22 protein-coding genes and 1 pseudogene are annotated in these 22,581 nt (G+C 72.4%); 7 read left to right on the top strand and 16 right to left on the bottom strand.

The genetic code is table 11. The features are described from left to right. Window positions 1-36: 36 nt before the first annotated feature. Together ODJ79_RS05625 and ODJ79_RS05620 are read right to left on the bottom strand one after the other, a co-directional pair. Window positions 37-537, bottom strand: a pseudogene (locus ODJ79_RS05625) (NADH-quinone oxidoreductase subunit J); the annotation flags it as partial. Next, window positions 534-1,202 carry a 4Fe-4S binding protein gene (locus tag ODJ79_RS05620; RefSeq protein WP_263022243.1) on the bottom strand — a complete coding sequence of 223 codons (669 nt, stop codon included), beginning with the start codon at window positions 1,200-1,202 and terminating at the stop codon, window positions 534-536. The pseudogene ODJ79_RS05625 and the gene ODJ79_RS05620, both read right to left, overlap by 4 nt. Window positions 1,203-1,292: 90 nt before the next feature. Between ODJ79_RS05620 and ODJ79_RS05615 the strand changes: the two genes are divergently transcribed. Continuing rightward, entirely contained in the window at window positions 1,293-1,877 is a 585-nt protein-coding gene (locus tag ODJ79_RS05615) for a Uma2 family endonuclease (protein ID WP_263022242.1), read from the top strand. Here the strand turns inward: ODJ79_RS05615 and ODJ79_RS05610 are convergent, their stop codons facing one another. The 5 genes from ODJ79_RS05610 to ODJ79_RS05590 are packed head-to-tail and all read right to left on the bottom strand — an operon-like array spanning window position 1,878 to window position 6,886. Continuing rightward, window positions 1,878-2,837: a complex I subunit 1/NuoH family protein gene (locus tag ODJ79_RS05610; protein WP_263022241.1), complete on the bottom strand. Its 960-nt coding sequence runs from the start codon at window positions 2,835-2,837 to the stop codon at window positions 1,878-1,880. It lies immediately after the preceding gene. Beyond that, on the bottom strand, window positions 2,837-3,436 hold the full coding sequence (locus ODJ79_RS05605) for an NADH-quinone oxidoreductase subunit C (RefSeq protein ID WP_263022240.1): 600 nt from the start codon (window positions 3,434-3,436) through the stop codon (window positions 2,837-2,839). The genes ODJ79_RS05610 and ODJ79_RS05605 overlap by 1 nt, the downstream gene beginning before the upstream one ends. 54 nt (window positions 3,437-3,490) lie before the next feature. After that, window positions 3,491-4,060: an NADH-quinone oxidoreductase subunit B family protein gene (locus ODJ79_RS05600; RefSeq protein WP_317620636.1), complete on the bottom strand. Its 570-nt coding sequence runs from the start codon at window positions 4,058-4,060 to the stop codon at window positions 3,491-3,493. 9 nt (window positions 4,061-4,069) lie between these two features. After that, the gene (locus ODJ79_RS05595; RefSeq protein ID WP_263022239.1) at window positions 4,070-5,530 is read right to left on the bottom strand and encodes a pyridoxal phosphate-dependent decarboxylase family protein; all 1,461 of its coding nucleotides are present in this window, start codon (window positions 5,528-5,530) and stop codon (window positions 4,070-4,072) included. 9 nt (window positions 5,531-5,539) lie between these two features. Further along, window positions 5,540-6,886, bottom strand: coding sequence for an MFS transporter (locus ODJ79_RS05590; protein WP_263022238.1), 1,347 nt, complete (start codon window positions 6,884-6,886; stop codon window positions 5,540-5,542). 49 nt (window positions 6,887-6,935) lie between these two features. Here ODJ79_RS05590 and ODJ79_RS05585 point away from each other — a divergent pair, with 49 nt between their 5' ends. Continuing rightward, on the top strand, window positions 6,936-8,327 hold the full coding sequence (locus tag ODJ79_RS05585; protein ID WP_263022237.1) for a gamma-glutamyltransferase family protein: 1,392 nt from the start codon (window positions 6,936-6,938) through the stop codon (window positions 8,325-8,327). Between the two features lie 7 nt (window positions 8,328-8,334). On the opposite strand, the gene ODJ79_RS05580 is transcribed toward ODJ79_RS05585, so the two are convergent. Then, window positions 8,335-9,267 carry an NAD-dependent epimerase/dehydratase family protein gene (locus ODJ79_RS05580; RefSeq protein WP_263022236.1) on the bottom strand — a complete coding sequence of 311 codons (933 nt, stop codon included), beginning with the start codon at window positions 9,265-9,267 and terminating at the stop codon, window positions 8,335-8,337. A gap of 101 nt (window positions 9,268-9,368) precedes the next feature. Here ODJ79_RS05580 and ODJ79_RS05575 point away from each other — a divergent pair, with 101 nt between their 5' ends. Next, the gene (locus ODJ79_RS05575) at window positions 9,369-10,061 is read left to right on the top strand and encodes a TetR/AcrR family transcriptional regulator (protein ID WP_263022235.1); all 693 of its coding nucleotides are present in this window, start codon (window positions 9,369-9,371) and stop codon (window positions 10,059-10,061) included. Window positions 10,062-10,067: 6 nt separating this feature from the next. Here ODJ79_RS05575 and ODJ79_RS05570 read toward each other — a convergent pair whose 3' ends face one another. After that, window positions 10,068-10,877 carry a class I SAM-dependent methyltransferase gene (locus ODJ79_RS05570; RefSeq protein WP_263022234.1) on the bottom strand — a complete coding sequence of 270 codons (810 nt, stop codon included), beginning with the start codon at window positions 10,875-10,877 and terminating at the stop codon, window positions 10,068-10,070. After that, a complete protein-coding gene (locus ODJ79_RS05565; RefSeq protein WP_263022233.1) occupies window positions 10,877-11,179 on the bottom strand; it encodes an MGMT family protein in 303 nt (100 codons plus the stop codon). Before ODJ79_RS05565 ends, ODJ79_RS05570 begins: the two co-directional genes overlap by 1 nt. Window positions 11,180-11,223: 44 nt before the next feature. Here ODJ79_RS05565 and proB point away from each other — a divergent pair, with 44 nt between their 5' ends. Then, window positions 11,224-12,381 (top strand): glutamate 5-kinase, encoded by a 1,158-nt coding sequence (gene proB, locus ODJ79_RS05560; protein WP_263022232.1) that lies wholly within the window; start codon window positions 11,224-11,226, stop codon window positions 12,379-12,381. 16 nt (window positions 12,382-12,397) lie between these two features. Beyond that, window positions 12,398-13,642: a glutamate-5-semialdehyde dehydrogenase gene (locus ODJ79_RS05555; protein ID WP_263022231.1), complete on the top strand. Its 1,245-nt coding sequence runs from the start codon at window positions 12,398-12,400 to the stop codon at window positions 13,640-13,642. Between the two features lie 262 nt (window positions 13,643-13,904). Here ODJ79_RS05555 and ODJ79_RS05550 read toward each other — a convergent pair whose 3' ends face one another. The 6 genes from ODJ79_RS05550 to ODJ79_RS05525 form a co-directional block, all read right to left on the bottom strand. Beyond that, entirely contained in the window at window positions 13,905-14,711 is an 807-nt protein-coding gene (locus tag ODJ79_RS05550) for a prenyltransferase/squalene oxidase repeat-containing protein (RefSeq protein ID WP_263022230.1), read from the bottom strand. Between the two features lie 81 nt (window positions 14,712-14,792). After that, window positions 14,793-15,974: an adenylyltransferase/sulfurtransferase MoeZ gene (gene moeZ / locus ODJ79_RS05545; RefSeq protein ID WP_263022229.1), complete on the bottom strand. Its 1,182-nt coding sequence runs from the start codon at window positions 15,972-15,974 to the stop codon at window positions 14,793-14,795. A gap of 110 nt (window positions 15,975-16,084) precedes the next feature. Beyond that, on the bottom strand, window positions 16,085-16,918 hold the full coding sequence (locus tag ODJ79_RS05540) for a DUF3152 domain-containing protein (RefSeq protein ID WP_263022228.1): 834 nt from the start codon (window positions 16,916-16,918) through the stop codon (window positions 16,085-16,087). A 156-nt stretch (window positions 16,919-17,074) separates the two neighbouring features. After that, on the bottom strand, window positions 17,075-17,938 hold the full coding sequence (locus ODJ79_RS05535) for a DUF3152 domain-containing protein (RefSeq protein WP_317620635.1): 864 nt from the start codon (window positions 17,936-17,938) through the stop codon (window positions 17,075-17,077). A 70-nt stretch (window positions 17,939-18,008) separates the two neighbouring features. Further along, window positions 18,009-18,962: an alpha/beta fold hydrolase gene (locus ODJ79_RS05530; protein ID WP_263022226.1), complete on the bottom strand. Its 954-nt coding sequence runs from the start codon at window positions 18,960-18,962 to the stop codon at window positions 18,009-18,011. After that, window positions 18,959-21,175 (bottom strand): Daple, encoded by a 2,217-nt coding sequence (locus ODJ79_RS05525; RefSeq protein ID WP_263022225.1) that lies wholly within the window; start codon window positions 21,173-21,175, stop codon window positions 18,959-18,961. The genes ODJ79_RS05530 and ODJ79_RS05525 overlap by 4 nt, the downstream gene beginning before the upstream one ends. 237 nt (window positions 21,176-21,412) lie before the next feature. Here ODJ79_RS05525 and ODJ79_RS05520 point away from each other — a divergent pair, with 237 nt between their 5' ends. Together ODJ79_RS05520 and ODJ79_RS05515 are read left to right on the top strand one after the other, a co-directional pair. Continuing rightward, on the top strand, window positions 21,413-22,072 hold the full coding sequence (locus ODJ79_RS05520) for a TetR/AcrR family transcriptional regulator (RefSeq protein WP_263022224.1): 660 nt from the start codon (window positions 21,413-21,415) through the stop codon (window positions 22,070-22,072). A 38-nt stretch (window positions 22,073-22,110) separates the two neighbouring features. After that, window positions 22,111-22,335, top strand: coding sequence for a DUF3107 domain-containing protein (locus ODJ79_RS05515; protein ID WP_263022223.1), 225 nt, complete (start codon window positions 22,111-22,113; stop codon window positions 22,333-22,335). Window positions 22,336-22,581: the final 246 nt, after the last annotated feature.

Raw genomic sequence — 22,581 nt, 5'->3', positions numbered from 1 at the left:
CGGCGGCTCGGCCGCGACGGCGGCCGCCTCCGGGTCGGGGCGGGCGCCGAGGTCGGGGCGGGACAGCACGATCGCGCCGACCAGGGCGGCCAGGAGCAGGATCGAGAGCACCTCGAAGGGCAGCACCCAGGCGCCGAAGACCTGGGCGCCGACCCGCTGGGCGGTGCCCGCCGGGGGCAGCTCGAACTTCGTCCAGCGGAACGCGTCGGCCAGCAGCGCGGTCAGTCCGAAGCCGACACCGGCGCCGATGAGCACGGCGGGCAGGGCCGGCCGGTCCAGGTCGCGGGACGGGCCGATCGGGGCGCGGGTCAGCATCACGGCGAAGAGCAGGAGCACGACGACCGCTCCGACGTAGACCAGCACCTGCACCCAGGCGACCAACTCGGCGCCCATCACGAGGTACAGACCCGCGATCGCGCCCAGGCTCGCCACCAGGTAGAAGCCGGCCCGGACCAGGTGGGCGCTGGTGACCACGAGCGCGCCGAAGCCGACCGCGATCGCACCGAGAGCCAGCAGGAGAGCGTCCGCGACGGTCACTTCGGAGGCTCCGGGGACGCGGTATCCGAGTCGCTCCCCGCCGGGGGCGGCTCCCCGGGATTTCGAGCGGGCCGGGACGGCCGCTCCGCGGTCGTGGCAGGCGGACGGCGTACGTTGGCACGGGCTTGGGTTGCCGCCCCCGGACCCGCAGCCTTCCGGGTGGCGGCCGCCTCTTCCTTCGAGGGCTCGCCGAGCACGTCGTGAGCCGGCGGCGGAGGCACCGTTCGCATCCACTCGCCCAGCCGGTCCTTGTCGTGCAGGAGGTCGAGGACGTCGGTCTCCGCGTACTCGAACTCGGGGGTCCAGTGCAGCGCGTCGAACGGGCAGACCTCGATGCAGATCCCGCAGTACATGCAGAGAGAGAAGTCGATGTCGAAGCGGTCGAGCACGTTGCGCTGACGCGCCCGAGCGGCGCCCGGGACGACGACCTCCTCCTTGTGCGAGTCGATGTAGATGCACCAGTCGGGGCACTCGCGGGCGCACAGCATGCAGACCGTGCAGTTCTCCTCGAGCAGCGCGATCACGCCCCGGCTGCGCGGCGGGAGCTCGGGCTCGACGTCCGGATACTGCCGGGTCGTCGACCGCCTGGTCATCGTCCGGAGCGTGACCGCAAGCCCCTGCACCAGCCCTTTGCCAGGCGCGCCACGCTCCCCGTCGTCACTCACAAGCACACATCCTGCCCCGTGATCGGTTCGGACGCGAGCACACCCCCATTCGGATCTTCCGGTACGGTGAGTCGTGGGAGAACCGCCCGCTTGCTGGAGGCGCAGTTGACCGCCCTGATGAGCGACCTGCCACCAGTAGGCGGCTGGACCGTAGATGATTTGGGCGCGCTGCCGGAGGACGGCGTGCGCCGTGAGTTGCTCGATGGAGTGCTCCTCGTGTCCCCCTCCCCCACAGATTTCCACCAAATAGTCGCTGCGCGCCTGATGGTCGCTCTTGAGGCATCCTGCCCGCCGGAGCTTCACGTTACGCAGGGCGTCGAGGTCCGGATCAGCCCACGGCGCGCCTTCACCCCCGATGTGCTGGTCACAACTGACGCTGCTGCGCAACGCCGTCCACGACATTACCTACCGCACGAGGTCATGCTCGCTGTCGAGATCGTCTCTTCCCTGTCGCTGATCATGGATCGCATTACAAAGCCCGCGCTCTATGCCGCCGCCGGCATCCCCTTCTACTGGCGGATCGAGACGGGCGACGGCCTCACCGTGCACACCCACAAGATCGACCCGGAGCACGAGGTGTACCGATCGTCCGGCACCTTCCAGGAGCAGATCGTCACGGCGGAGCCCTGGGAGATCGACCTGCCGATCAGCAGGATCACGCCGCGCTATCTCTGATCACATCGCGAGCTTTACCGCGGCGGTGAGGATCAGCTGGGCGAGCGCGAGCGGGACCAGGACCAGCCAGCAGAGGCGCTGGAGTTGGTCCTCGCGCAGGCGGGGGTAGGCGACCCGGAACCAGATGATCACGAAGGACAGCGCGAAGATCTTGACGAGGGTCCACAGCCAGCCCAGGTGACTCGCGAACGGGCCGTGCCAGCCGCCCAGGAACAGGACGGTGGTGAGGGCCGCGATCACGATGATGCCGACGTACTCGGCGAGCAGGAAGAACGCGAAGCGCAGGCCGGTGTACTCGGTCAGGTAGCCGAAGACCAGCTCGGAGTCGGCGATCGGCATGTCGAACGGCGGGCGGCGGATCTCGGCCAGGCCGGCCACGAAGAAGATGACCGCGGCGGGCGCCTGCCAGAGCAGCCACCAGGGCCGCCACGCCTCGACGATGCCGGGCAGGCTGAGCGTGCCGGCGGCCATCGCGACGCTCGCCGCCGCCAGCACCAGCGGCAGCTCGTAGCCGAGCAGCTGAGCGGCGCCCCGCAGGCCGCCGAGCAGGCTGTACTTGTTGCCACTCGCCCACGCCGACATCAGCACGGCCAGCACGCCCACGCCGAGAACGGCGAGGACGAAGAACAGACCGATGTCCAACGGCTGGGCGACCAGGCTGCCGGGTCCGATCGGGATGCCCAGCAGGATCAGCAGGTACGGGAAGAGGGCCACGATCGGCGCCAGCCGGAACACTCCGCGGTCGGCGTCCCGCGGGGTGATGTCCTCCTTCTGCACGAACTTCACGCCGTCGGCCACCAGCTGCGCCCAGCCGTGGTAGGCGCCCGCGTACATCGGGCCGAGGCGGCCCTGCATGTGCGCCATGACCTTGTGCTCGGCCTGGCCGACCAGCAGCGGGAGCACCAGGAAGCCGACGACGACCGCGACGACCCGGATGAGGAGCTCGAGCCAGACCGGCATCATCTCTCCGGTCCCCACTCGCCGGGGGCGGGGACGCCGGGCGGGCGCATCGGGGCGCGCTTGGCGGCGCCCGACTCGGACTCGCCCGGCTCCTTGGCGCCCGGCCACGGCTTGGCGACCCGGGCGGCGAGCACGAACTCCTTGCGCAGCGGGTGGCCCTCGAAGCCGGGCGGCAGCAGCAACGGCTTCAGGTCGGGGTGGCGGGCGAACGTGATGCCGAACATCTCGTGCGTCTCCCGCTCGTGCCAGGCAGCGCCGGGGAACAGCTCCACCACGGACTCGACGTCCGGATTTTCCCGCGGGACCCGGGTGCGGAGCAGCAGGGAATGCTTGCGGCGGGTCGAATAGAGATGGCAGAGCACGGAGAAGCCCTCGTCGAGCTCGTCGACCGCGGACAGCCAGTCGAAGAAGTCGCAGCCGAGGACGCCGTTGTGCTTCGCGGTGCCGATCGCCTCCCACCAGCGGGCGACCGGCACGTCGACGACCGCGCGCTCGTGACCGGGGCCGCCGGCGGACACGCCGGCGGTCACCGGGGCGGCGTCCTCCGCCTCGCTCGCCAGCAGGGCCACCATGCGCTCGCCGACCTCTTCGGGAGTCATGGCAGCCATCCTATGGTCATGACGTCGTGCCGCAGGCCCGGGAGCGGTCGACCGTCAGTCGACGGTCGCCCGCGGCGCGGCGATGATCGGGGCGGTCAGGGAGACGGCGTCCCGGGAGTGGGCGGTGCCGGTGGTCAGCGGGTCGGGGCGGGGCACGCCGCCCGGGCCGGACTGCTCGGCGGCGATCTTCTCCTGCAGGCGGAGGATGCCGTGCAGCAGCGCCTCGGGCCGGGGCGGGCAGCCGGGCACGTAGACGTCGACCGGGATGATCTGGTCGACGCCCTTGGTGACCGAATAGGAGTCCCAGTACGGGCCGCCGCAGTTCGAGCAGGAGCCGAACGAGATCACGTATTTCGGCTCGGGCATCTGGTCGTACAGCCGCTTGATGGCCGGGGCCATCTTGTCGGTGACCGTGCCGGAGACGACCATCAGATCGGCCTGGCGCGGACCGTGCGCGAACGGGATCACGCCGAGCCGCATGAAGTCGTGCCGGCTCATGCTCGACGCGATGAACTCGATCGCGCAGCAGGCGAGCCCGAAGTTGAAGACCCAGAGCGAATAGCGCCTCCCCCAGTTCAGCACGAACCGGATGGGCTCCCCGAGCACTCCTGGCAGACCGGCCACGACGTCAACCTACTCCGTGGCCGTGGCGGGACGCTGCAGCAGGCTGAGGAACCCGGTCAGCAGCGCCTCCCGCAGGGCGGGCGGGGTGACGTTGAGCAGGGAGTTGACCGCGGCCATCCGGGTGAAGTCGCCTCCGCCCAGCCCCAGTCCCTCGGCCAGGCCGGCGACCAGGTCGGGGGTGACCATCTCGGGGGTGAGCGCGCCGGCCGCCTCGATCAGCGGCTCGGGGAGCCGGACCGGACCGCGGGCTCGGGCGGCGGCCACCGCGCCGGCCAGGTCGGCGGCGAACTCGTGGACGGTGGCGCTCACCGCGGCGGTCACGGTGAGGTGGACGGTGGCCGGCAGCGCGCCGAACGCCATCTGGGGCTGGGTGTGCCAGCCGCGGGCGGCCAACTCGTCGGCCAGCACGAACAGGTCGACGCCGCCATCGACACCGCCATCGTCGGCGGTCAGGCAGACGACGGTCGTCTCGGGCGGGGCGAACAGCCGGACGCCGTCGGTGGCGGCCACGGCTTCGGCGAGGACGGCGACCGCGCGCCGGGTGCGCTCGGCCAGCTCGAGATAGCCGGCGTCGCCGATGGTGCGCAGGGTGGCCACGGCCGCGGCGATCGGGCCGCCGGAGCGGGTGGAGGAGATGACCGGGTTGATCATCGTGTAGCCGGGCCAGTCGGCATACGCGAAGTACTGCGGCAGACGCAGCGTCTCGTCCCGGTGCAGCAGGAGCGAAACACCCTTCGGCGCGTACGCGTACTTGTGCAGGTCGACCGAGATGCTGGTGACGCCGGGCACGGCCAGGTCGAACTCGGGCAGGTCGGCGCCGAGCCGCGACAGGTACGGCAGCACCCAGCCGCCGAAGCACGCGTCCACGTGGAAGCGCACGCCCCGAGCGGCCGCCGCCGCGGCGATCTCGGGGATCGGATCGACCACGCCGTGCGCGTACGACGGCGCCGAGGCGGCGACCAGCACGGTGTCGGGGGTGATGGCGGCGGCCATCGCGGCCGGGTCGGCCCGCAGGTCGTCGCCGACCGGCACCACGTCGAGCGCGACCCGCAGGTAGTGCGCCGCCTTCGCGAACGCGGCATGCCCAGTCGACGGGATGACCAGTCGCGGGGTGGTCAGGCCGGGACGGCTGTCGCGGGCCGCCTTGACCGCGAGGATCAGCGACTCGGTGCCGCCGCTGGTGACGCTGCCGACCGCCTCGGGGCCGCCGCGCAGCAGCTTGACCGCGGCGCCGACCAACGCGTTCTCCATCGCCAGCAGGGAGGGGAACGCCGTCGGGTCGAGCCCGTTGACGTGTGCGGAGATCGCGTGCGCCGCCCGGGCCAGGTCGTCGAGCCCGTCGAGCGCGGGGTCGTAGACGTAGGCGAAGAGGCGGCCGCCGTGCGTCGGCAGATCGGCCCGGCGCAGCTCGCGGAGCTCGCCGAGGATCTGGTCGCCGGGAACTCCCTTGTCGGGCAGCGCTTCGAACATGGCCCGACGCTATCGGACGACGCCGGTCGCCCGGGACATGTCGCGGTAGGCGCGAAGCAGCAGCACACCGCCGCCGACCAGGGCCGCCGGCACCAGCGTGAAGCCGAGCAGGACGCCCAGGCGAGCCGTCGCGTCCTGCGGCGCGGCCTCGCCGGTGGAGGACGAGACGTAGCCGAAGACCTGCAGGACCAGCGCGTAGATTCCCGGGCCGAGGGCCAGGCCGAGGGTCTCCCCCGCGGTCCACACCCCGGTGAAGACGCCGGCCTGCCGCCGGCCGGTCCGCTCGGTGTCGTGGGCGATGCAGTCCGGCAGCATCGCCATCGCGAAGACCTGCTGGCCGGCGTAGCCGCAGCCGATGAGCGCGACGACCAGGTAGATCGGCACCGCGGCGAGGACCGGCGCGGCGAGCAGGGCCAGCGCGCCAGCGGCGAACAGAAGCGACGCCGCCGCCAGGGCGCGGGGCTTGCCGAAGCGGGCGCCGATCCGGGTCCAGAGCGGCATGACCAGCAGGGCCGGGCCGACGAACGCGGCGAACAGGAACGTCGCGCCCGAGTCGGCGCGGACCACCTGATCGGCGAAGTACTGGACGCCGGCGAGCATCGTGCCGATGCCGACCGCCTGGATCACCCAGCAGAGCAGGAGGGCGCGGAAGGGCCGGTTGGCGGCGATGACCCGGAACTGTGCCCGCAGGTCGGGCTCGGACTCGCCGGCGGCATGGATTTCGGCCTTCCGGGTACCGAAGTAGACGCCGAGCGTGCCCACCATGATGAGCCCGCCGACGAAGACACCGGACCACCGGTGACCGGTGATGCCGCCGCCGGTCTGGTCGACCACCAGCGGGGCGAGCGCCCCGGAGATGAGGATCGCCAGCGCGAGCACGGCGACCCGCCAGGTCATCAGCCGGGTGCGCTCGTCGTATCCGTCGGTGAGCTCGGCCGGCATGGCGACATAGGGCACCTGGAAGAAGGCGTACGCCGTGGCGGCCGTGAGGAAGGCGATCGCCACGTAGGCCCCGGCGCCCGCGCCGCTGCGGATCGGGCCCGCGAAGATGGCGGCGAACAGGACACCCAGGGTGAGCCCCGCGACGAGCAGGAAGCGCCGCCGGTCGCCGCGACGGTCGGAGACCCGGCCGGCGAAGGGATTGACCACGACGTCCCAGGCTTTCGGCAACAGAACCAGCAATCCGGCCACACCCGCCGCAACGCCCAACGTGTCGGTCAGATAGGGCAACAGCAGCAAACCGGGCACGGTGCCGAACGCGCCCGTGACCAGCGAACCCAGCGAATAGCCGGCAAGTACCCGGCGCGGCAACACGCCGATCGGCCGTACGTCCGGAGAGGGACCGGTGGTCGTCATGGACGCGCATGCTAACCACGATCAAGCCCGTACGCCTACGCTTCGCGGCATGAAAAGGGTTGCGGCCGGGGTCGCCGCCAGCCACCCGGCGACCGCGCGGGCCGGCTTGCAGGTGCTGCGGGACGGCGGCACGGCGGCGGATGCGGCGGTGGCGGCGGTGCTCGCCTGTTGCGTCGCCGAGACGATCTTCACGGGGCTGGGCGGTGGCGGCTTCGCCACGTACTTCGAGGCGGCCACCGGCACGGTCACCTGTCTCGACTTCTTCGTGGCGGTGCCGGGGACGGACGGGGACCGCGAGCCGGGGCCGATGATGTCGGTGGACGTGTTCTTCGGCGGGCTGCCGCAGGTCTATTCGATCGGCGGGGCGAGCGTGGCGGTGCCCGGGGTGCCGGCCGGCTGCGGCGAGGTGCACCGGCGGTGGGGCCGGCTGCCGTGGGCCGAGGTGGTGGCGCCGGCGTCGGCGCTGGCCAAGACCGGGGTGCCGATCCCGGACGCGCACGCCCGGACGCTCGATTCGTGCGCGCCGGCGCTGGCCTGGGGCGAGGGTGCGGCGGTCTACACCCCGAAGGGGCGCAACCTGGTCGACGGGGAGTTGCTCTTCCACCCCGGCCTGGCGACCGCGCTGGACGCGCTGGCCGTGGTCGGGCCGTCGATCTTCTACACCGGCGATTTCGCCCCGATCCTGGTCGACGCGGTGCGGGACGCGGGTGGGGCGCTCGGGCCGCGCGACCTGGCCGACTACCGCGTGCTGGAGACGCCGGTCGACCGGGCGATGCTCGGCGGTTACGAGGTGCGGGCCCGGCACGACCTGAACCGGGTGGTGGACACGATCGCCGGGCTGCCCGCCGACCTGTCCCGGCCGCGGCGGGCGATCGGGCTGGCCGACGCGCTGCGCGATCAGGGCCGGCAGAAGATCGGCGACACCACGAACGTGTCGGTGGTGGACCCCGAGGGCAACGCCTGCGTGATCACGACGACGCTCGGGCTCGGGTCCGGCGTCTGGCTGCCCGGGCTGGGCATCAACCTCAACTCGATGCTCGGCGAGGGCGAGCTGATCACCGATGACCTGGCGCCCGGCCGGCGGATGTCGTCGAACATGTGCCCGCTCGTGGTGATCGACGGCGACGGGCGGCTCGCGGTGGCGGCGGGCTCGGCGGGGGCCTCGCGGATCCGTACCGCGCTGATCGACACGCTGCTGGGCGTGCTGGTCGACGGGGTCGACATGGCCACCGCGCTGGCCCGGCCGCGCTTCCACGTCGTGGACGACACGGTGCACGTCGAGCCAGGCTATCCGCGGGACGAGCTCACGCTGCTGGCCGGGGCCGGCTACAAGATCAAGCAGTGGTCGGGCCTCAATCACTACTTCGGGGGCGCGAACGCGGTCGGCCAGGCCGGGGCGGCAGGCGACCCTCGCCGCGGGGGCGTGGGCCTGCTGCTCTGACCGCCACTCAGTTCATCCGGCGGGCGAGGGTGGCGTCCACCGAGGTGGCGATCTCGCGCAGGGGTACCTCCAGGTCGGTGGGCTTCAGGCCGAAGGTGTCCTCGGTCAGGGTGCTGTCCAGGTGGAACGGCGCGTAGAACTGGTAGTCCATCTCGGCCATCTCGCGGGCCATCGGGACGACCAGGCCGGCCGTGCGCATCACGAAGCGGGGCAGCGCGCGCAGCTTGACCCGCGGCTGGCCGGTCAGGTCGGTGTACCGGTCGGCCAGGTCACGGATGGTGATGGCGGGCCCGGTCGGCGCGTGCCAGGCCCGGCCGTACGCGCGCTCGTCCGCGGCCAGGGCGACCATCGTGCTGGCCATGTCGCCGGTGTAGGTGAAGCTGTGCGGCAGGTCCGGGTTGCCCGGCGCGTACGCGGTGCGACCCTTCGCGATGGCCGGCAGCAGCACCGAGGAGAAGACGCCGACCGCACCGGCACCGATGTAGTCCGAGCCTCGGACCTCGATCGCGCGGACGCCGCTGTTCAGGGCGTCGTGCCACATCTTGATGCGGACCTTGCCCTTGCGGCCGGTCGCGGCGAGCGGGGTGCTCTCGGTCATCCGGCCGCCCGGCTGCGGGCCGTAGCCGTACAGGGTTCCGGTCATCACGTAGACCGCGCCGGCCGACTTCGCCGCGGCGATCATCGCGTCGTTCATCGGGTACCAGCGGTTCTCCCACTCGGTGTACTTCGGGTTCGCGCAGTTGTAGAGCGTCGCGGCCCCCTCGGTCAGCGACGACAGTCGCAGCGCGTCGGAGGCGTCGGCCGCGACCAGCCTGATCTGCGGGTGGGCCGGGCCGCGCCCGCTGCGGGTCACCATCGTGACCGTGTCGCCCCGGTCGACCAGGAGCTGGGCGATGGCGCTGCCGATCGGGCCGGACCCGACGATGACGTTGTTCGACATTGCTGTTCTCCTCCGTGAGCACTGCTCTCTGTTGAGAACGATGATTACACGCATCGCGCAAGCATGCAAGAGCGGTGCTCTCGTTATGGCACACTGGTCGCATGAAGGCCGAAGGAGTACGTGCCCGGGTCCGGGCCGAGATGACCGAAGAGATCAAGGCGGTGGCCCGCCGGCACCTCGCCTCCGACGGGGCCAACCTGTCGCTGCGGGCGGTGGCGCGGGACATGGGGATGGCCTCGTCCGCGGTGTATCGCTACTTCGCGAGCCGGGACGACCTGCTCACCGCGCTGATCATCGAGGCGTACGACGCGGTGGGCGAGGCCGCCGAACGGGCCGCCGCCACGGCAGCGGCCGCGGGCGCGGACTTCACCGACCGGCTGGTCGCGGTGGGGCACGCCGTCCGCGAATGGGCCCTCGCCGAGCCGCACCAGTGGGCGCTGATCTACGGCAGCCCGGTGCCCGGCTATCGGGCGCCGGAGGACACCATCGGGCCGGCCACGCGGGTCGTTCTGCAGATCGCCGCGATCGTCCGGGACGCGTTCGCGGCCGGCCGGTTCGGGCCGCAGCCGGAGATCACCGGCCGGTACGCCGAGGAGCTCGCGGCGGTCGCCGATCAGTTCGGCCCGGGCATCCCGCCCCGGCTGATCGGCGCCGGGATGGCGGCCTTCATCCAGCTCTGCGGCGCGGTCAGCGCGGAGCTCTTCGGCCAGCTCAACAACTCGGTCGACGAGGACCGCCGCGGCTTCCTGGAGTTCCAGATGCGCGGCGCCGCGGCGTTCATCGGCCTGATCTGAGCACCGCTAGCCCGGCAGAGCCGCTCGCAGGACGTGGCCGCCAGGCGTATCCGCCGGGACGTCGGGGCGGTTGAAGAAGCGGGCGGCCAACTGCGCCGGCCCGAGGTCCTCGATCTCGGTGAAGCCCAGCCCGCGCAGCTCCGCGTCGATCTCGTCCGGCTCGAAGAAGGTGAGCCACGGCTCGCCGATCCCGGCCACCCGGGCGGCCCTCGCCTCGAGGGCGGCCCGCCGCTCGGCCGGCATCCTCTCCGGGGACTGGGCGTAGTCGAAGACCACCTCGCTGCCGGGAACCGCGGCAATGTACGAGATGGTGGCGTCGAAACCCGCCCCGGTCAGGTAGGGCACCACGCCGAGCCAGAGGAAGAACGCCGGCCCGTCCAGGACCAGCCGGTCGGCCAGCGACTCGCTCTCGAAGTCGACCCCGGTGTAGGACACCGACGGGGGAATCTCCATGCCGGTCGCGCCGAGCCGCTCCCGCTTCCACTCCTGCGTCGCCGGGTGGTCGACCTCGATGACCCGCACCCCGTCGAACCGGTTGCGGTAGGCGAAAGTGTCCAGCCCCGCCCCCAGCACCACCACCTGCCGCACGCCCCGGCGCACGGCCGCGGCCAGCGCGTCCTCGGCGAACCGATGGCGGGCGGCGATGAACATCCGCATGGCCCGCCGCGGCGCGTCGGCGAGCAGCTCCTCCTCAGCGACGCCCAGGATGCGTACCGCGAAGGGGTCTTGAAAGATCGAGCCCCGCTCCAGGAGCTGATGGGCTGCCCGATAACGCGCCGCGCTGTGGGCCGTCTTGCTGGGCTGTCCCACTTCCATTAAGGCATCCATCCTGCTCGCGCCATGTCTACGTGATCACCCTTCAGCGGGGCGCCCTCGCTCAGCAACCGCTGGCGGGCCTCCTGCTCGTGCCCCGGCGGCATGCGCCCGGAACTGGTCACCACCCGGTGCCAGGGCACTCCGCCGCCGTGCCGCGCCATGATCGTGCCGACCTGCCGGGCCGAGTTTCGCCCGGATTTGTCGGCGAGCGCGTCGGCGATCGCCCCATACGACATGACCTTGCCCTCGGGGATGCGCTCGACGAGCGAGAGCACCTCTTCGACGTACTCCTGGGGTGTCACGGAAGCCACCTTAGAGGTGACCCCCGACAAAAGCGGGCCACGATATGGGATCTCGGCACGGGTCGGCCCCGGCACTCGCGCAAAATGGCCAGGTGCGCGAAGTGGTGACCGCCGCCCGCCGCGTCGTGGTCAAGGTGGGCTCGTCCTCCCTGACCACCGCGGCCGGTGGCATCGACGAGCAGCGCGTCGACGCCCTCGTCGACGCGCTCGGCGGCCTGGCCACGAGCGGGCGTGAGGTGGTCCTGGTCTCCAGCGGCGCGATCGCCGCCGGCCTCGCACCGCTGCAGCTGCGCCGCCGCCCGCGTGACCTGGCGACCCAGCAGGCGGCCGCGTCGGTGGGCCAGGGCCTGCTGATCGGGCGGTACGCGACCGGTTTCGCGCGCCACGGCCGCACCGTCGGGCAGGTGCTGCTGACCGTCGACGACGTGACCCGCCGGGCGCACTACCGCAACGCCTACCGCACCCTGCGCAAGCTGCTCGATCTCGGCGCGTTGCCGATCGTCAACGAGAACGACACGGTCGCCACCGAGGAGATCCGTTTCGGCGACAACGATCGGCTGGCCGCGCTGGTGGCCGCCCTGGTACACGCCGATCTGCTGGTGCTGCTCTCCGATGTGGACGCGCTCTACACCGGCAGCCCGTCCGACCCGGCGTCGGAACGGATCGCCGAGGTGGCCGACGAGTCAGATCTGGCCGGCATCAAGATCTCCTCCCCGGGCAGGTCCGGCGTCGGCACCGGCGGCATGGTCACCAAGGTGGAAGCGGCCCGGATCGCCACCGGCTTCGGCATCCCGGTCGTGCTCACCAGCGCGCCCCTGGCCGAGGCCGCGCTCGCCGGCGAAGAGGTGGGGACGCTGTTCCACGCCGCCACGAGCCGACCGGCGGCGCGGCTCTTCTGGCTCGCCCACGCCACCGCACCGCGCGGCCGCCTGCACCTCGACGCGGGCGCCGTCACCGCCGTCGTGGCCCGGCGCAAGTCGCTGCTGCCGGCCGGCATCGTCGCCGTGGACGGATCGTTCGCCGCCGGCGACCCGGTCGACCTGGTCGACACCGAGGGCGCCCCGGTGGCCCGCGGCCTGGTCAACTACGACGCCGTCGAGCTGCCGGCGCTCCTCGGCCGGTCTACCCCCGAGTTGGCCGCGGAGCTCGGACCAGGATATGAACGAGAGGTCGTCCACCGGGACGACTTGGTTCTTCTGTAGGGAACAGGAGTAGGCGATGACGTCCGTGCTGCAGCAGGCCGCCGACGCGCGCGGGGCCTCGATCGACCTGGCCGCCGCGACCCGCGCCGAGAAGGACCGCGCGCTCCTGCTGATGGCCGATCGGCTGGTCGAGCGGGCCGAGGACATCGTCGCCGCGAACGCGGTGGACGTGAACAACGCGCGCGACGCCGGGTCGTCCGAGGCGATGATCGACCGCCTCACGCTGACCCCGTCCCGGATCGAGGCGATGGCCGACGGCCTGCGCCAGCTCGCCGCCCTGCCCGACCCGGTCGGCGACGTGGTGCGCGGCTCCACCCTGGCCAACGGGCTCGAGCTGCGGCAGGTCCGGGTGCCGTTCGGGGTGGTCGGCATCATCTACGAGGGCCGCCCGAACGTAACCGCGGACGCGGCCGGCATCTGCCTGAAATCCGGCAACGCGGCGCTGCTGCGCGGCTCCGGCTCGGCGTTCAGCTCGAACGCGGCGATCGTCTCGGTGCTGCGCAAGGCGGTGGCCGACGCGGGTCTGCCGGCCGACACGATCCAGCTGCTCGACGCCACCACCCGTGACTCGGTCAAGGAGCTGATGCGCGCCCGCGGCCTGGTCGACGTGCTGATCCCGCGCGGCGGCGCCGATCTGATCAGGACGGTCGTCGAGCAGTCCACGGTTCCGGTGATCGAGACCGGCGTCGGCAACTGCCACGTGTACGTGGACCAGTCCGCCGACCTGGAGAAGGCGCTCGCCGTCACGATCAACTCGAAGACCCAGCGACCGTCCACCTGCAACACCGCCGAGTCGCTGCTGGTGCACATCGACATCGCCGACTCGTTCCTGCCGCTGGCGATCGAGGAACTGGTCTCGGCCGGGGTGACCGTGCACGGCGACCCGCGGGTGGCCGGCTACAGCGCCGACGTCGTCCCCGCCACCAGCGAGGACTGGGCCAAGGAATACCTGTCCGCCGACATCGCGGTGGCGATAGTCGACTCGATGGACGACGCCCTCGACCACATCCGCCGCTACGGCACCGGCCACACCGAGGCGATCGTGAGCGAGTCGGTGACCGCGACCCGGCGCTTCGCGGCCCGGGTGGACGCCGCCGCCGTCATGATCAACGCATCGACCCGCTTCACCGACGGCGGCGAGTTCGGCTTCGGCGCCGAGATCGGCATCAGCACGCAAAAGCTGCACGCCCGCGGCCCGATGGGCCTGCCCGAGCTGACCTCGACGAAGTACATAGTCACCGGCAACGGCCACACCCGCTAAAACCAGATCAAATTCCCTTTCCGGTACGAGGCTCCGCCGAGTCCCCGCCTACCAAGGCGAGCTCGCTGCCGTCCCGGCCCTTTGCCGCCACCATCCGGGCGGAGCTGCAACTCGGGCAGGCCGGCCCAGCGGCCGGTCACCCACCTGCCGCCGCTAACGGCAGGCGCGCAGGCCGCCCCAGCGGCCGGTCACCCCGCCCCCCGCCGCTGACGGCAGGCGCGCAGGCCGACCCAGGCGGCCGCGATCACCCCACCTGCCGCCGCTAACGGCAGGCGCGCAGGACGGTCAGGGTGGTGTTCACGTCGAAGACCGGGCCCTCGGCGCTGTCCCAGCCGCCGTCGGTGCGCTGGGTGGCGGCCAGGCGCTTGCGGGCCGCCTGCAGCAGCCAGTCGTCGCCGAGGTGCACGCGGCGCAGGGCGGCCGCCATCGAGGCCACGTCGGCCGGGGCCATGTCGTGCAGCCGGTCGCCGAGGACGAGCTGCACCCGGGCCGACTCGTAGAAGTACTGCTGGGCGTGCAGCAGGCCGGCCGCGTGCCAGCCGGTCGCCAGGAAGGACGGCCAGGTGCCGTCGGGGCGCAGCTGGGAGTTGACGAAACCGGCCGCGGCCGCGAGCGTCGGGGCGTGCCGGGCCGGCAGGTCGAGGTGCGGGTGCAGCTCCACCTCGGCGACGGTGAACCAGAAGCCGGCCAGCGCGGTCAGGTAGAGCGTGGCCTCGGGGTCGCCGGGCATCGCCCAGGCCGGCGCCACGGCGGCCAGGGACTCGTTCTCCTGCCAGGTGCCGTCGGGACGCTGCACCGTGGCGAGCCAGCCGAGCGCCCGGTCGACCACGGCGCCGTGCAGGCCGCCGAGGTCGTCGAGCTCGTTGAGGCGGAAGCAGGTGGCGTCCACCGACGGGATCACCCCGTCGGTGGAGGCGGGCCAGCCGCCGGCCGCGGTCTGCCCGGCCGCGATCCGCTCGACGATCTCGGGCGCCGGGGATTGGCCGGTGCGCAGGTACGAGAGCCGAGCCCGCTCCACCGGATCGCCGTGCGCGACGACGTACCCGATCGCTGCGTCAATGTCGACCACGGGGTGACGCTACAACCTGCGGTGCCAAACCGCTCCGTGTCTCGACGCCGGGGAGCCATATCGGCTCCCCGGCGCGAAAACTCAGTAGGACGGAAGCGACGGATCGACCGTGTTGACCCAGGAGACGATGCCGCCCTGGACGTGCACGGCGTCCTTGAAGCCGGCCGCCTTGAGGGCCGCCAGCGCCTCGGCCGAGCGCACGCCCGACTTGCAGTGCAGCACGATCTGCCGGTCCTGCGGGAAGCGGGACAGCGCCTCGCCGGAGAGGATCTCGCCCTTGGGGATCAGCGTCGCGCCCGGGATGCGGTTGATCTCCCACTCGGCGGGCTCGCGCACGTCGACGAGGAAGACGTCCTTGCCGGAGTCCTGCCAGTCCTTGAGCTCACGGGCGGTGATCGTCGCGTCGACGGTCGCCTCCTCGGCCTCCGCGGAGATCGCACCGCAGAAGTCCTCGTAGTCCTCCATGAGCTCGGTCAGGGTCGGGTTCTCCCCGCAGAGCACGCAGTTCGGGTCCTTGCGGACCTTGATCTTGCGATACTCCATCTCCAGGGCGTCGTAGACCATCAGTCGGCCGACGAGCGGCTCGCCGATCCCGGTGATCAGCTTGATCGCCTCGTTGACCTGGATCGAGCCGATCGACGCGCAGAGCACGCCGAGGACGCCGCCCTCGGCGCAGCTCGGGACCATGCCGGGCGGCGGGGGCTCCGGGTAGAGGCAGCGGTAGCAGGGGCCGTGCTCCTCCCAGAACACGGACGCCTGGCCGTCGAAGCGATAGATCGAACCCCAGACGTACGGCTTGCCGAGCAGCACGGCGGCGTCGTTCACCATGTACCGCGTCGCGAAGTTGTCGGTGCCGTCGACGATCAGGTCGTACTGGCTGAAGATCTCCAGGACGTTGTCGCGGTCCAGCGCGGTGTTGTGGATGACCACGTTCACCAGCGGGTTGATCTCGCGGATGCTGTCCGCGGCGGACTCGGCCTTGGGCCGGCCGACGTCGGAGACGCCGTGGATGACCTGGCGCTGGAGGTTGGACTCGTCGACCGTGTCGAAGTCGATGATGCCGAGCGTGCCCACCCCGGCGGCGGCCAGGTAGAGCAGCGCCGGTGAGCCCAGGCCACCCGCGCCGACCGCGAGCACCTTGGCGTTCTTCAGCCGCTTCTGGCCGTCCATCCCGACGTCCGGGATGATCAGATGGCGCGAGTAGCGGCGGATCTCGTCGATGGTCAGCTCGGCGGCCGGCTCGACGAGCGGGGGCAATGCCACGGTTCACTCCCCGGGGTTGACGGTAAGGATCGCTAGCCATTGTTGCTCGTTCGCCCTCGTCGTAGCCATGACGTTCCCCACCGGCCCGATATGCGAGACGAGGGAATTTCTCAGCGCATCGCCGGACCCGCATAGCGTCTGCCGTGCGGGTACGGCCACGAGTTGGCCAGGCACCCCTTGAGGCCGAACGTCTGCTGCATCATCACCGGCGCGAGCCGGCCCGGGCCCGGGCACGCCTCGTGCCCGTGTCCGAGCTGGTGACCCACCTCGTGGTTGATCGCGTAGGCGCGGTAGGTGGCCAGCGGCGCCCCGTAGCCGCGGACCGCCCCCTCCCACCGGTCGTCGTTGACGATCACCTTGCCGGGCAGGCGGCAGGACGTGTACGCCCCGGTCTCCAGCCCGCCGATCCGGCACATCCGCTCGGAGGTGCGCGCCGAGGCCAGGTAGACGGTGAACTCGGCGGGCACGTCCAGCGGAACCCGCTGGAATCGCACGCCACGGGACGCGATCCAGCCGCGGCGGTCGCCGAGCGCGCGGTCGACCTCGCCGGCGAACCCGATGGCCGCGCCGGGGGCGTCCGGCTTCTCGACCCCCAGGTGGAAACGGTGGATCGGGCCGGCCAGCCCGAGCACGGGGCCGTAGCCGCCGGCGTAGTCGAAGACGCCGCTGGTGCCGGCCGCGCGGACCCTGGTCACCGCGGGCGCCGCGGATTGCCCGATCGCTGCCGACGGCGCGGCGGCCACCGGCCTCGGGATCACGATTCGGTCGGCATCGCGGGCCCGCAGGTAGCGCCCGAGGAAGATCACGGCGACCGCGAGCAGCACGTGGGTGGAGACGGTCAGGATGCGCCGGCGCCGCCGCGCGGGCCGCAGCTCCTCCACGAAGTCGCGGAACGGAACCGGCGCCGGCGGGGGCGCCGGCCGGATGAGTGGGGTCCGGCGCATCGCCGGCGGGTTCCGGAGGGGATTCCAGACCGGCGTATGGGTCAGGGCCGAGCGGCCGGGCGCGGCGGTCCCGGCGGTCCGGCGCCTGCCACCCGTCGTTGTCATGACACAGCCGAGATTGCCACGCGCCGCCGCGCGTTTCCGGTGTTTTGCCAGCTACAGGGGGCGGCCGGTGAGGAATCGGGTGCCTTGCCGTGGCCACGGGTAGGGCCGGCACCCACGGGCGGTGAGGGTCTGCTGCACCATCACCGGGGCCGGGCCCCCGGCCGCCGGGCAGTCCTCGTGGTGGTGGCCGAGCTCGTGCCCGACCTCATGGTTGATCACGTACTGCCGGTAGGTGGCCAGTGGGATCTTGGCGTAGAAGTACGGCTTCGCCGAGAGCCGCCAGCGGTCCAGGTTGATGATCGCCTTGCCGGTCGTCCGGCACGACGTGTACGGGACACCGTTGATCCGGATGTTCGTCCCGCCCTGCTCGCACAGCAGCCCGGCGGTGTCCCGGGTGGCGAGCAGGACGGTGAAGTCGGCCGGGTCGCTGCCGGCCACCATCTGCAGGCGCAACCCGCCGTCGCCGGTCCAGCTGCGCGGGTCGCCGAGCGTCGCCACCACCTGCTCGGCGAACGCGGTCACGTCCTCGTTGCTGCCCTGCTCGACGGCCACCCGGAAGCGGCGCAGCGGTCCGCCGGCGCCGAGGACGGGGCTGCGGGTCATCGCGTACGCGAACCTGCCGGAGCCATGCGACGGAACCGCACCCGCCAGACGCAGCTGATCCGCCGCCAGGCTGGGCGTTGGGGACGGGGTCTCCGCAACGGTCGCCGACGGCGCCGGCAGCGTCGCGTCCTCCAGCACCGGCGGGGCGGCCGACGCGGACGGCGCCACGGCCGAGGACTGGGCTTCTGCCGAGCGCAGCCCGTGACCCGCGAACAGGCCCGCGGCCGCCACGATGGTCAGCGCGAGCAGCATCAGCCACCACCGGCGCCAGCGATCCGGCGGCGCGGGCGGTTCGGCGGGTGGCACGGACACTTGCGCGATCATCGATCGCCAGCGTCTCACACAAGCCGATCTCGGGCGCACGGGCGGATCTTGGATTGGCTTAGGGGCGCGGGGCTTCCTCGAGCATGCCGACGATGGCGCGGGCCACCAGCCGGGGCGCCTCCATCTGCGCGACGTGCCCGACGCCGGGCAGGATCAGCAGCCGGCTGTCCGGGATCACCCTGGCCACCTGGGACGGCACCCGCGGATCGACGAGTTTGTCGGCGAGGCCGCCGATGACCAGCGTCGGCGCGGTGATCTCGGTCGCCAGCCGCCACAGCGAGTTGCGCCCGGGCAGATACGCGCGCAGGAAGCTGGAGACCAGCCCACGCAGCGTACGCAGGTAGGCGTTCGGGTAATGGGCGACCGTGTAGCGCAGCTTGATCTCCTCGATCGCCTCGGCCCGGCGCTGCGCGCTCGCCTTGCGGGTGTCGCCGAAGCACGCCTCGAGGACCTGCTCGGCCATCTCGTCGACGGTCAGGCGGGTCATCCCCCAGGCGAAGATCCGATCGGCCCGGGGCAGCGCGAGCAGCGGCAGGTAGGGGCCGTGCGCCGTCCGGCGCGGATCGAGGAAGGGCATCGCCGGGGAGATCAGGGTGAGCGTGCGGACCAGGTCGGGGCGCAGCGCGGCCACCCGGACGAGGATGGAGCCGCCCAGCGAGTTGCCCACCAGATGCACCGGGCCCCGGCCGGCGTGCTCCAGGTAGCCGATCAGCGTCGCCGCGAAGGCCGGGATCGAATAGCGCGGGCTGGGGTCGCTGTAGCCGAAGCCGGGCAGGTCGACGGCCTGCGCATCGAACCGGTCGGCGAGCAGGCCGGCCAGGTCGGTGAAGTTCTGCGACGAGCCGCCCAGACCGTGCAGGTACACCGCCGGCTCGGCGCCCGGGTGGGTGGCCGGGGTGTCCCGGACGTGCAGCATCGCCCCGCCGATCACGACCCGGCGCGCGGGCCAGGGTGGTGGTGCGTCGCCGTCCGGCAGCAGCACGCCGTCGTCGGCCAGGATGGCGCCCTTCATCGGGACAAGAGTGCCTCGAGCCGCCGGTTCACCGCGGCCAGCGTGGCGCGGACCATGGCGTGCCGGTCGTCACCGGCCACCACCGCCGACCCGGCGAGCTGCTCCACCCAGCCGTTGCAGGACAGCAACAGCACGACGACCGCCACCTGGGAGTTGCCGAACGGGACCGCGGCCGCGTGCTCGACGAAGCAGCGGGCCGGGCCGTCCGGGTGCTCGGAGGAGGCCAGCAGTTCGTCGACCGCGCCGGCGGTGGCCGTGGCGCACAGCCGCAGCAGGTAGCCGTCGACGGCCGGGCCGCTGGCCGAACCGGACGTCGCGCGGCCGCCCACGGCCAGGCGCACCTCGACCGTGGCGTCCGTGCCGAACGTGTTGACGTGCACGTTCTCGATGACGATGCGGGGGCCGGGGTGTTCGCCGGGGTAGAGCGGGCGGGTCGGGCGGTGGTCGTCGGCGGGGACGACCTCGGCCTCCTCCTCGGGCTGAGCCCGCTGGCTCTCCACCGGCCTGCTCTCCACCAACCGGCTCTCCACCGGCCTGCTTTCGACCGGCCGGCTCTCGACCGGCCTGCTTTCGACCGGCCTGAGCGGCTCGGGCTCGGGGCGGGCGTGCTCGGCCGGTCGAACGCGCTCGGCCAGCGGCACGGGCGGCGCGGACACCTGGGCGGCCGGGGCCGGGGGCAGGAGCGGTGACGAGACGGGCGCCTGAGGCGGCGACGAGACGGGCGCTTGGGCCGCCGCGACCGGCGCCGGGGGCGCGCTGCGGGGCCGGGTCGGCGCGGGTGGCGACACCGGGGCGGCCGCCGGCGGGACCGGCAGCGGCGCCACCGCGTCGCCCTTCATCGCGGCGTCCAGGCCCATCCGCTCCTGGAGCAGACGGGCCACGCGGCGGCTCACCTCGGCCGGGTCGGCGCCCTCGGCGAGATCCAGGCGCAGGCTGTGCGCGCCCGACGGGGTCGCGCGCAGGGACGCGTCGCGCACGCCGTCGACGCCGCGCACCGCGGCGAGGATCGCCTGCACGTCGAAGCCCTCCTCCCGGTCGCGCGGCTGCACGTCGCCACGGCGCAGGTGGGTGGCGATCCGAGCCAGCGCCGGCGTCTCGGCCGTCGGCTCCGTCAACGGCGGCTCCGGAACTCTCGGCACGTCCGGTTGGGCCGGTACGCGCTGCGGCAGTACCCGTGGGCTGGGGTCGGCCAAACCGCTCGCCCGTCGGCCGGGGTCGGCCGGTGGGCTGATCCGCGTGCCGGGATCGGCCGGTCCGCTCCCCCCGCCGGCGGCCGGTGTCGGGCTGCCGAAGGCCGCGTACGCCGTGCCCGACTGGTAGCCGGGCGGCTCCGCGGCCGGACCGGGCTCGTAGGAGACCCGGCGCGGGAAACTCGGATCGTACGACGGCGGTGCCACCGCCTGGGCACCCGCTCCCGGTGGCGCGGGCGGCGGCTCCGGCGGGGCCCAATCGGCGCGGCGGGCGGCCGGGGCGGCCGGGCGCACCAGGGGGACCGCGGCGCGCTGCTGAATCGGGGGCGCCGGGGTGTCCTCGAGGTCACCCTCGTACGGGTACGGCGGGGCGCTGTTGGGCGTGGGCGGGTCGTACGGGCTGATCGGGGTGGCCGACTCGTACGGGCTGATCGGCTCGACCGAGCGCAGGCTGGTCGGCCGTCCGATCCGCGAGGTGGGCCCGATCGAGCCGGTCGTCTCCCCCAGGCCACGTGGCGGCTGCGGCAGGGGCGGCGCCGAAAGTTGCGGAAGCGGGCCGGGCTCGATGCGCGGGGCCGGGGGGCGGGCCTGTTCGGCGCCCGGCGGGGTCAGGTGGGCCAGCAGGTCGGAGTAGCGCGGGCGGGTGTCCGCCCAGCGGGAGGCGGCCTGATCGGCCGGCGAGGACCCCCCGGACGGGGGAATTTCGCCGGACGGCCGCGCGTCGACGAAGCCCGGCGGCGCGGGCGCGGGAACCGGCGCTGTGCCGCTGCCGGCGCCTGGTCCTGCGGACGGCGCGGAGAACCCGGGCCCAGCGGGGGCCGAGGTGGGCTGGGGCGGCGTGGGCTGCGGTGGCGTGGGCTGCGGTGGCGTGGGCTGGGCCGAGCCGTATGATCGGTCGATGGGAGGAAATGCCTGATTTCGCGGAAAGGGCGTAGGCCGACGCCACGCCGGTACGTCGTTTTCCGTGTCGAGTGCGGCGCCGGGGTTCGACCAGGGACTATCCTGCGTCGCCCAGCCGTTCACTCGAGCACGCTCGCGCGAATCGGCACTGTCGCCACCCTCCGGGGCTCCAGTGTCTCCGGAATGCCCTGTTTCATCCACCGCGTGCTCCTCGCTCGCCCGTGCTGAGGCTACCGTGTGGGTGCGGTGGCGATAAGTTGCAGCGTCGCGACAATTGACCGGGTGGCAGCAACCTGCGCCGATCCGGGCAAACCGCGCCGACCAAACCGCGGGGACCGACCCCCTGGAAGGTAGAGAGACATGACCGCTGCGTCCGGCGGGGCACAGACCGCCCGGCCCACCCGCCTGCCCCGCTCCGCGCGCCGCAAGCAGTTGCTGGCCGCGGCCCAGCAGATCTTCGTGGCGCACGGCTATCACGCCGCCGCGATGGACGACATCGCGGAGCGGGCCGGCGTCTCCAAGCCGGTGCTGTACCAGCACTTCCCCGGCAAGCTCGAGCTGTACCTGGCGCTGCTGGACACGCACTGCGACGCGATAATCGCCAAGGTGCGCGAGGCCATGCTGGCCACCCACGACAACAAGGAGCGGGTGAAGGGCGCGGTCCGGGCGTACTTCGACTTCATGGACCACGAGAGCGAGGCGTTCCGCCTGGTCTTCGAGTCCGACCTGCGCAACGACCCGCAGGTGCGGCAGCGGGTCGAGCGGGTCGAGCAGGGCTGCATCGCGGCGGTGACCGACACGATCATCTCGGACACCGCCCTCGCCGGGGACGCCGCCGAGCTGCTCGCCTCGGGCCTGGTCGGGGCGGCCGGCCAGTCCGCACAGTTCTGGCTGGCGAACGGCCGGCGTACGCCGAAAGCGGAAGCCGAATCGCTCGTAGCTGCGCTGATCTGGCGCGGGATCGCCAGCTTCCCCCTGCAGGACGGCACAACCAGCGGTTCGACGGCCGAAATCGGATAACCTTCACAGCGGTAAGACCCGTACAGAGGGAGGACCCCGTGGAGGTCAAGATCGGCGTGCAGCACACGCCGCGCGAGCTGGTGCTCGAGAGCGCTCAGACCCCGGCGGAGGTCGAGCAGGCAGTGACCGAGGCGATGGCCAAGGACAGCGTGCTGTCGCTCCAGGACGAGAAGGGCCGCAAGGTGATCATTCCGGTCAACAAGGTGGCCTACGTCGAGATCGCCGAGTCGTCCAACCGGCCGTTCGGCTTCACCACTCGCTGAGGTTCCGGCGGGCACCCCTGTCACCAGGGGTGCCTCCCGTAACTCCGCTCTGAGGTGCACGATCTCTCAGTCGGGTAGACTGGGGTTTGTCGCCCGTCGACGTCGATCCGGTTCGCTGTTTTTCACCCCGCGAATCCCGTTTCGCCGCGGGCGACCCGCGCGCGTGCGGCCCGCTTTTTCAGCGTGTGGCCCGCGCCCTACCCACAGCGCGCCCCAAGCATTCCGACGGGCGCACCACGAGAGGCA

Origin of the sequence: Actinoplanes sp. KI2 (assembly GCF_025630775.1) — a bacterium.
Taxonomy (GTDB): domain Bacteria; phylum Actinomycetota; class Actinomycetes; order Mycobacteriales; family Micromonosporaceae; genus Actinoplanes.
Note: the sequence above shows the minus strand (reverse complement) of the source record. Positions and strands in the feature narration are given on the sequence as shown.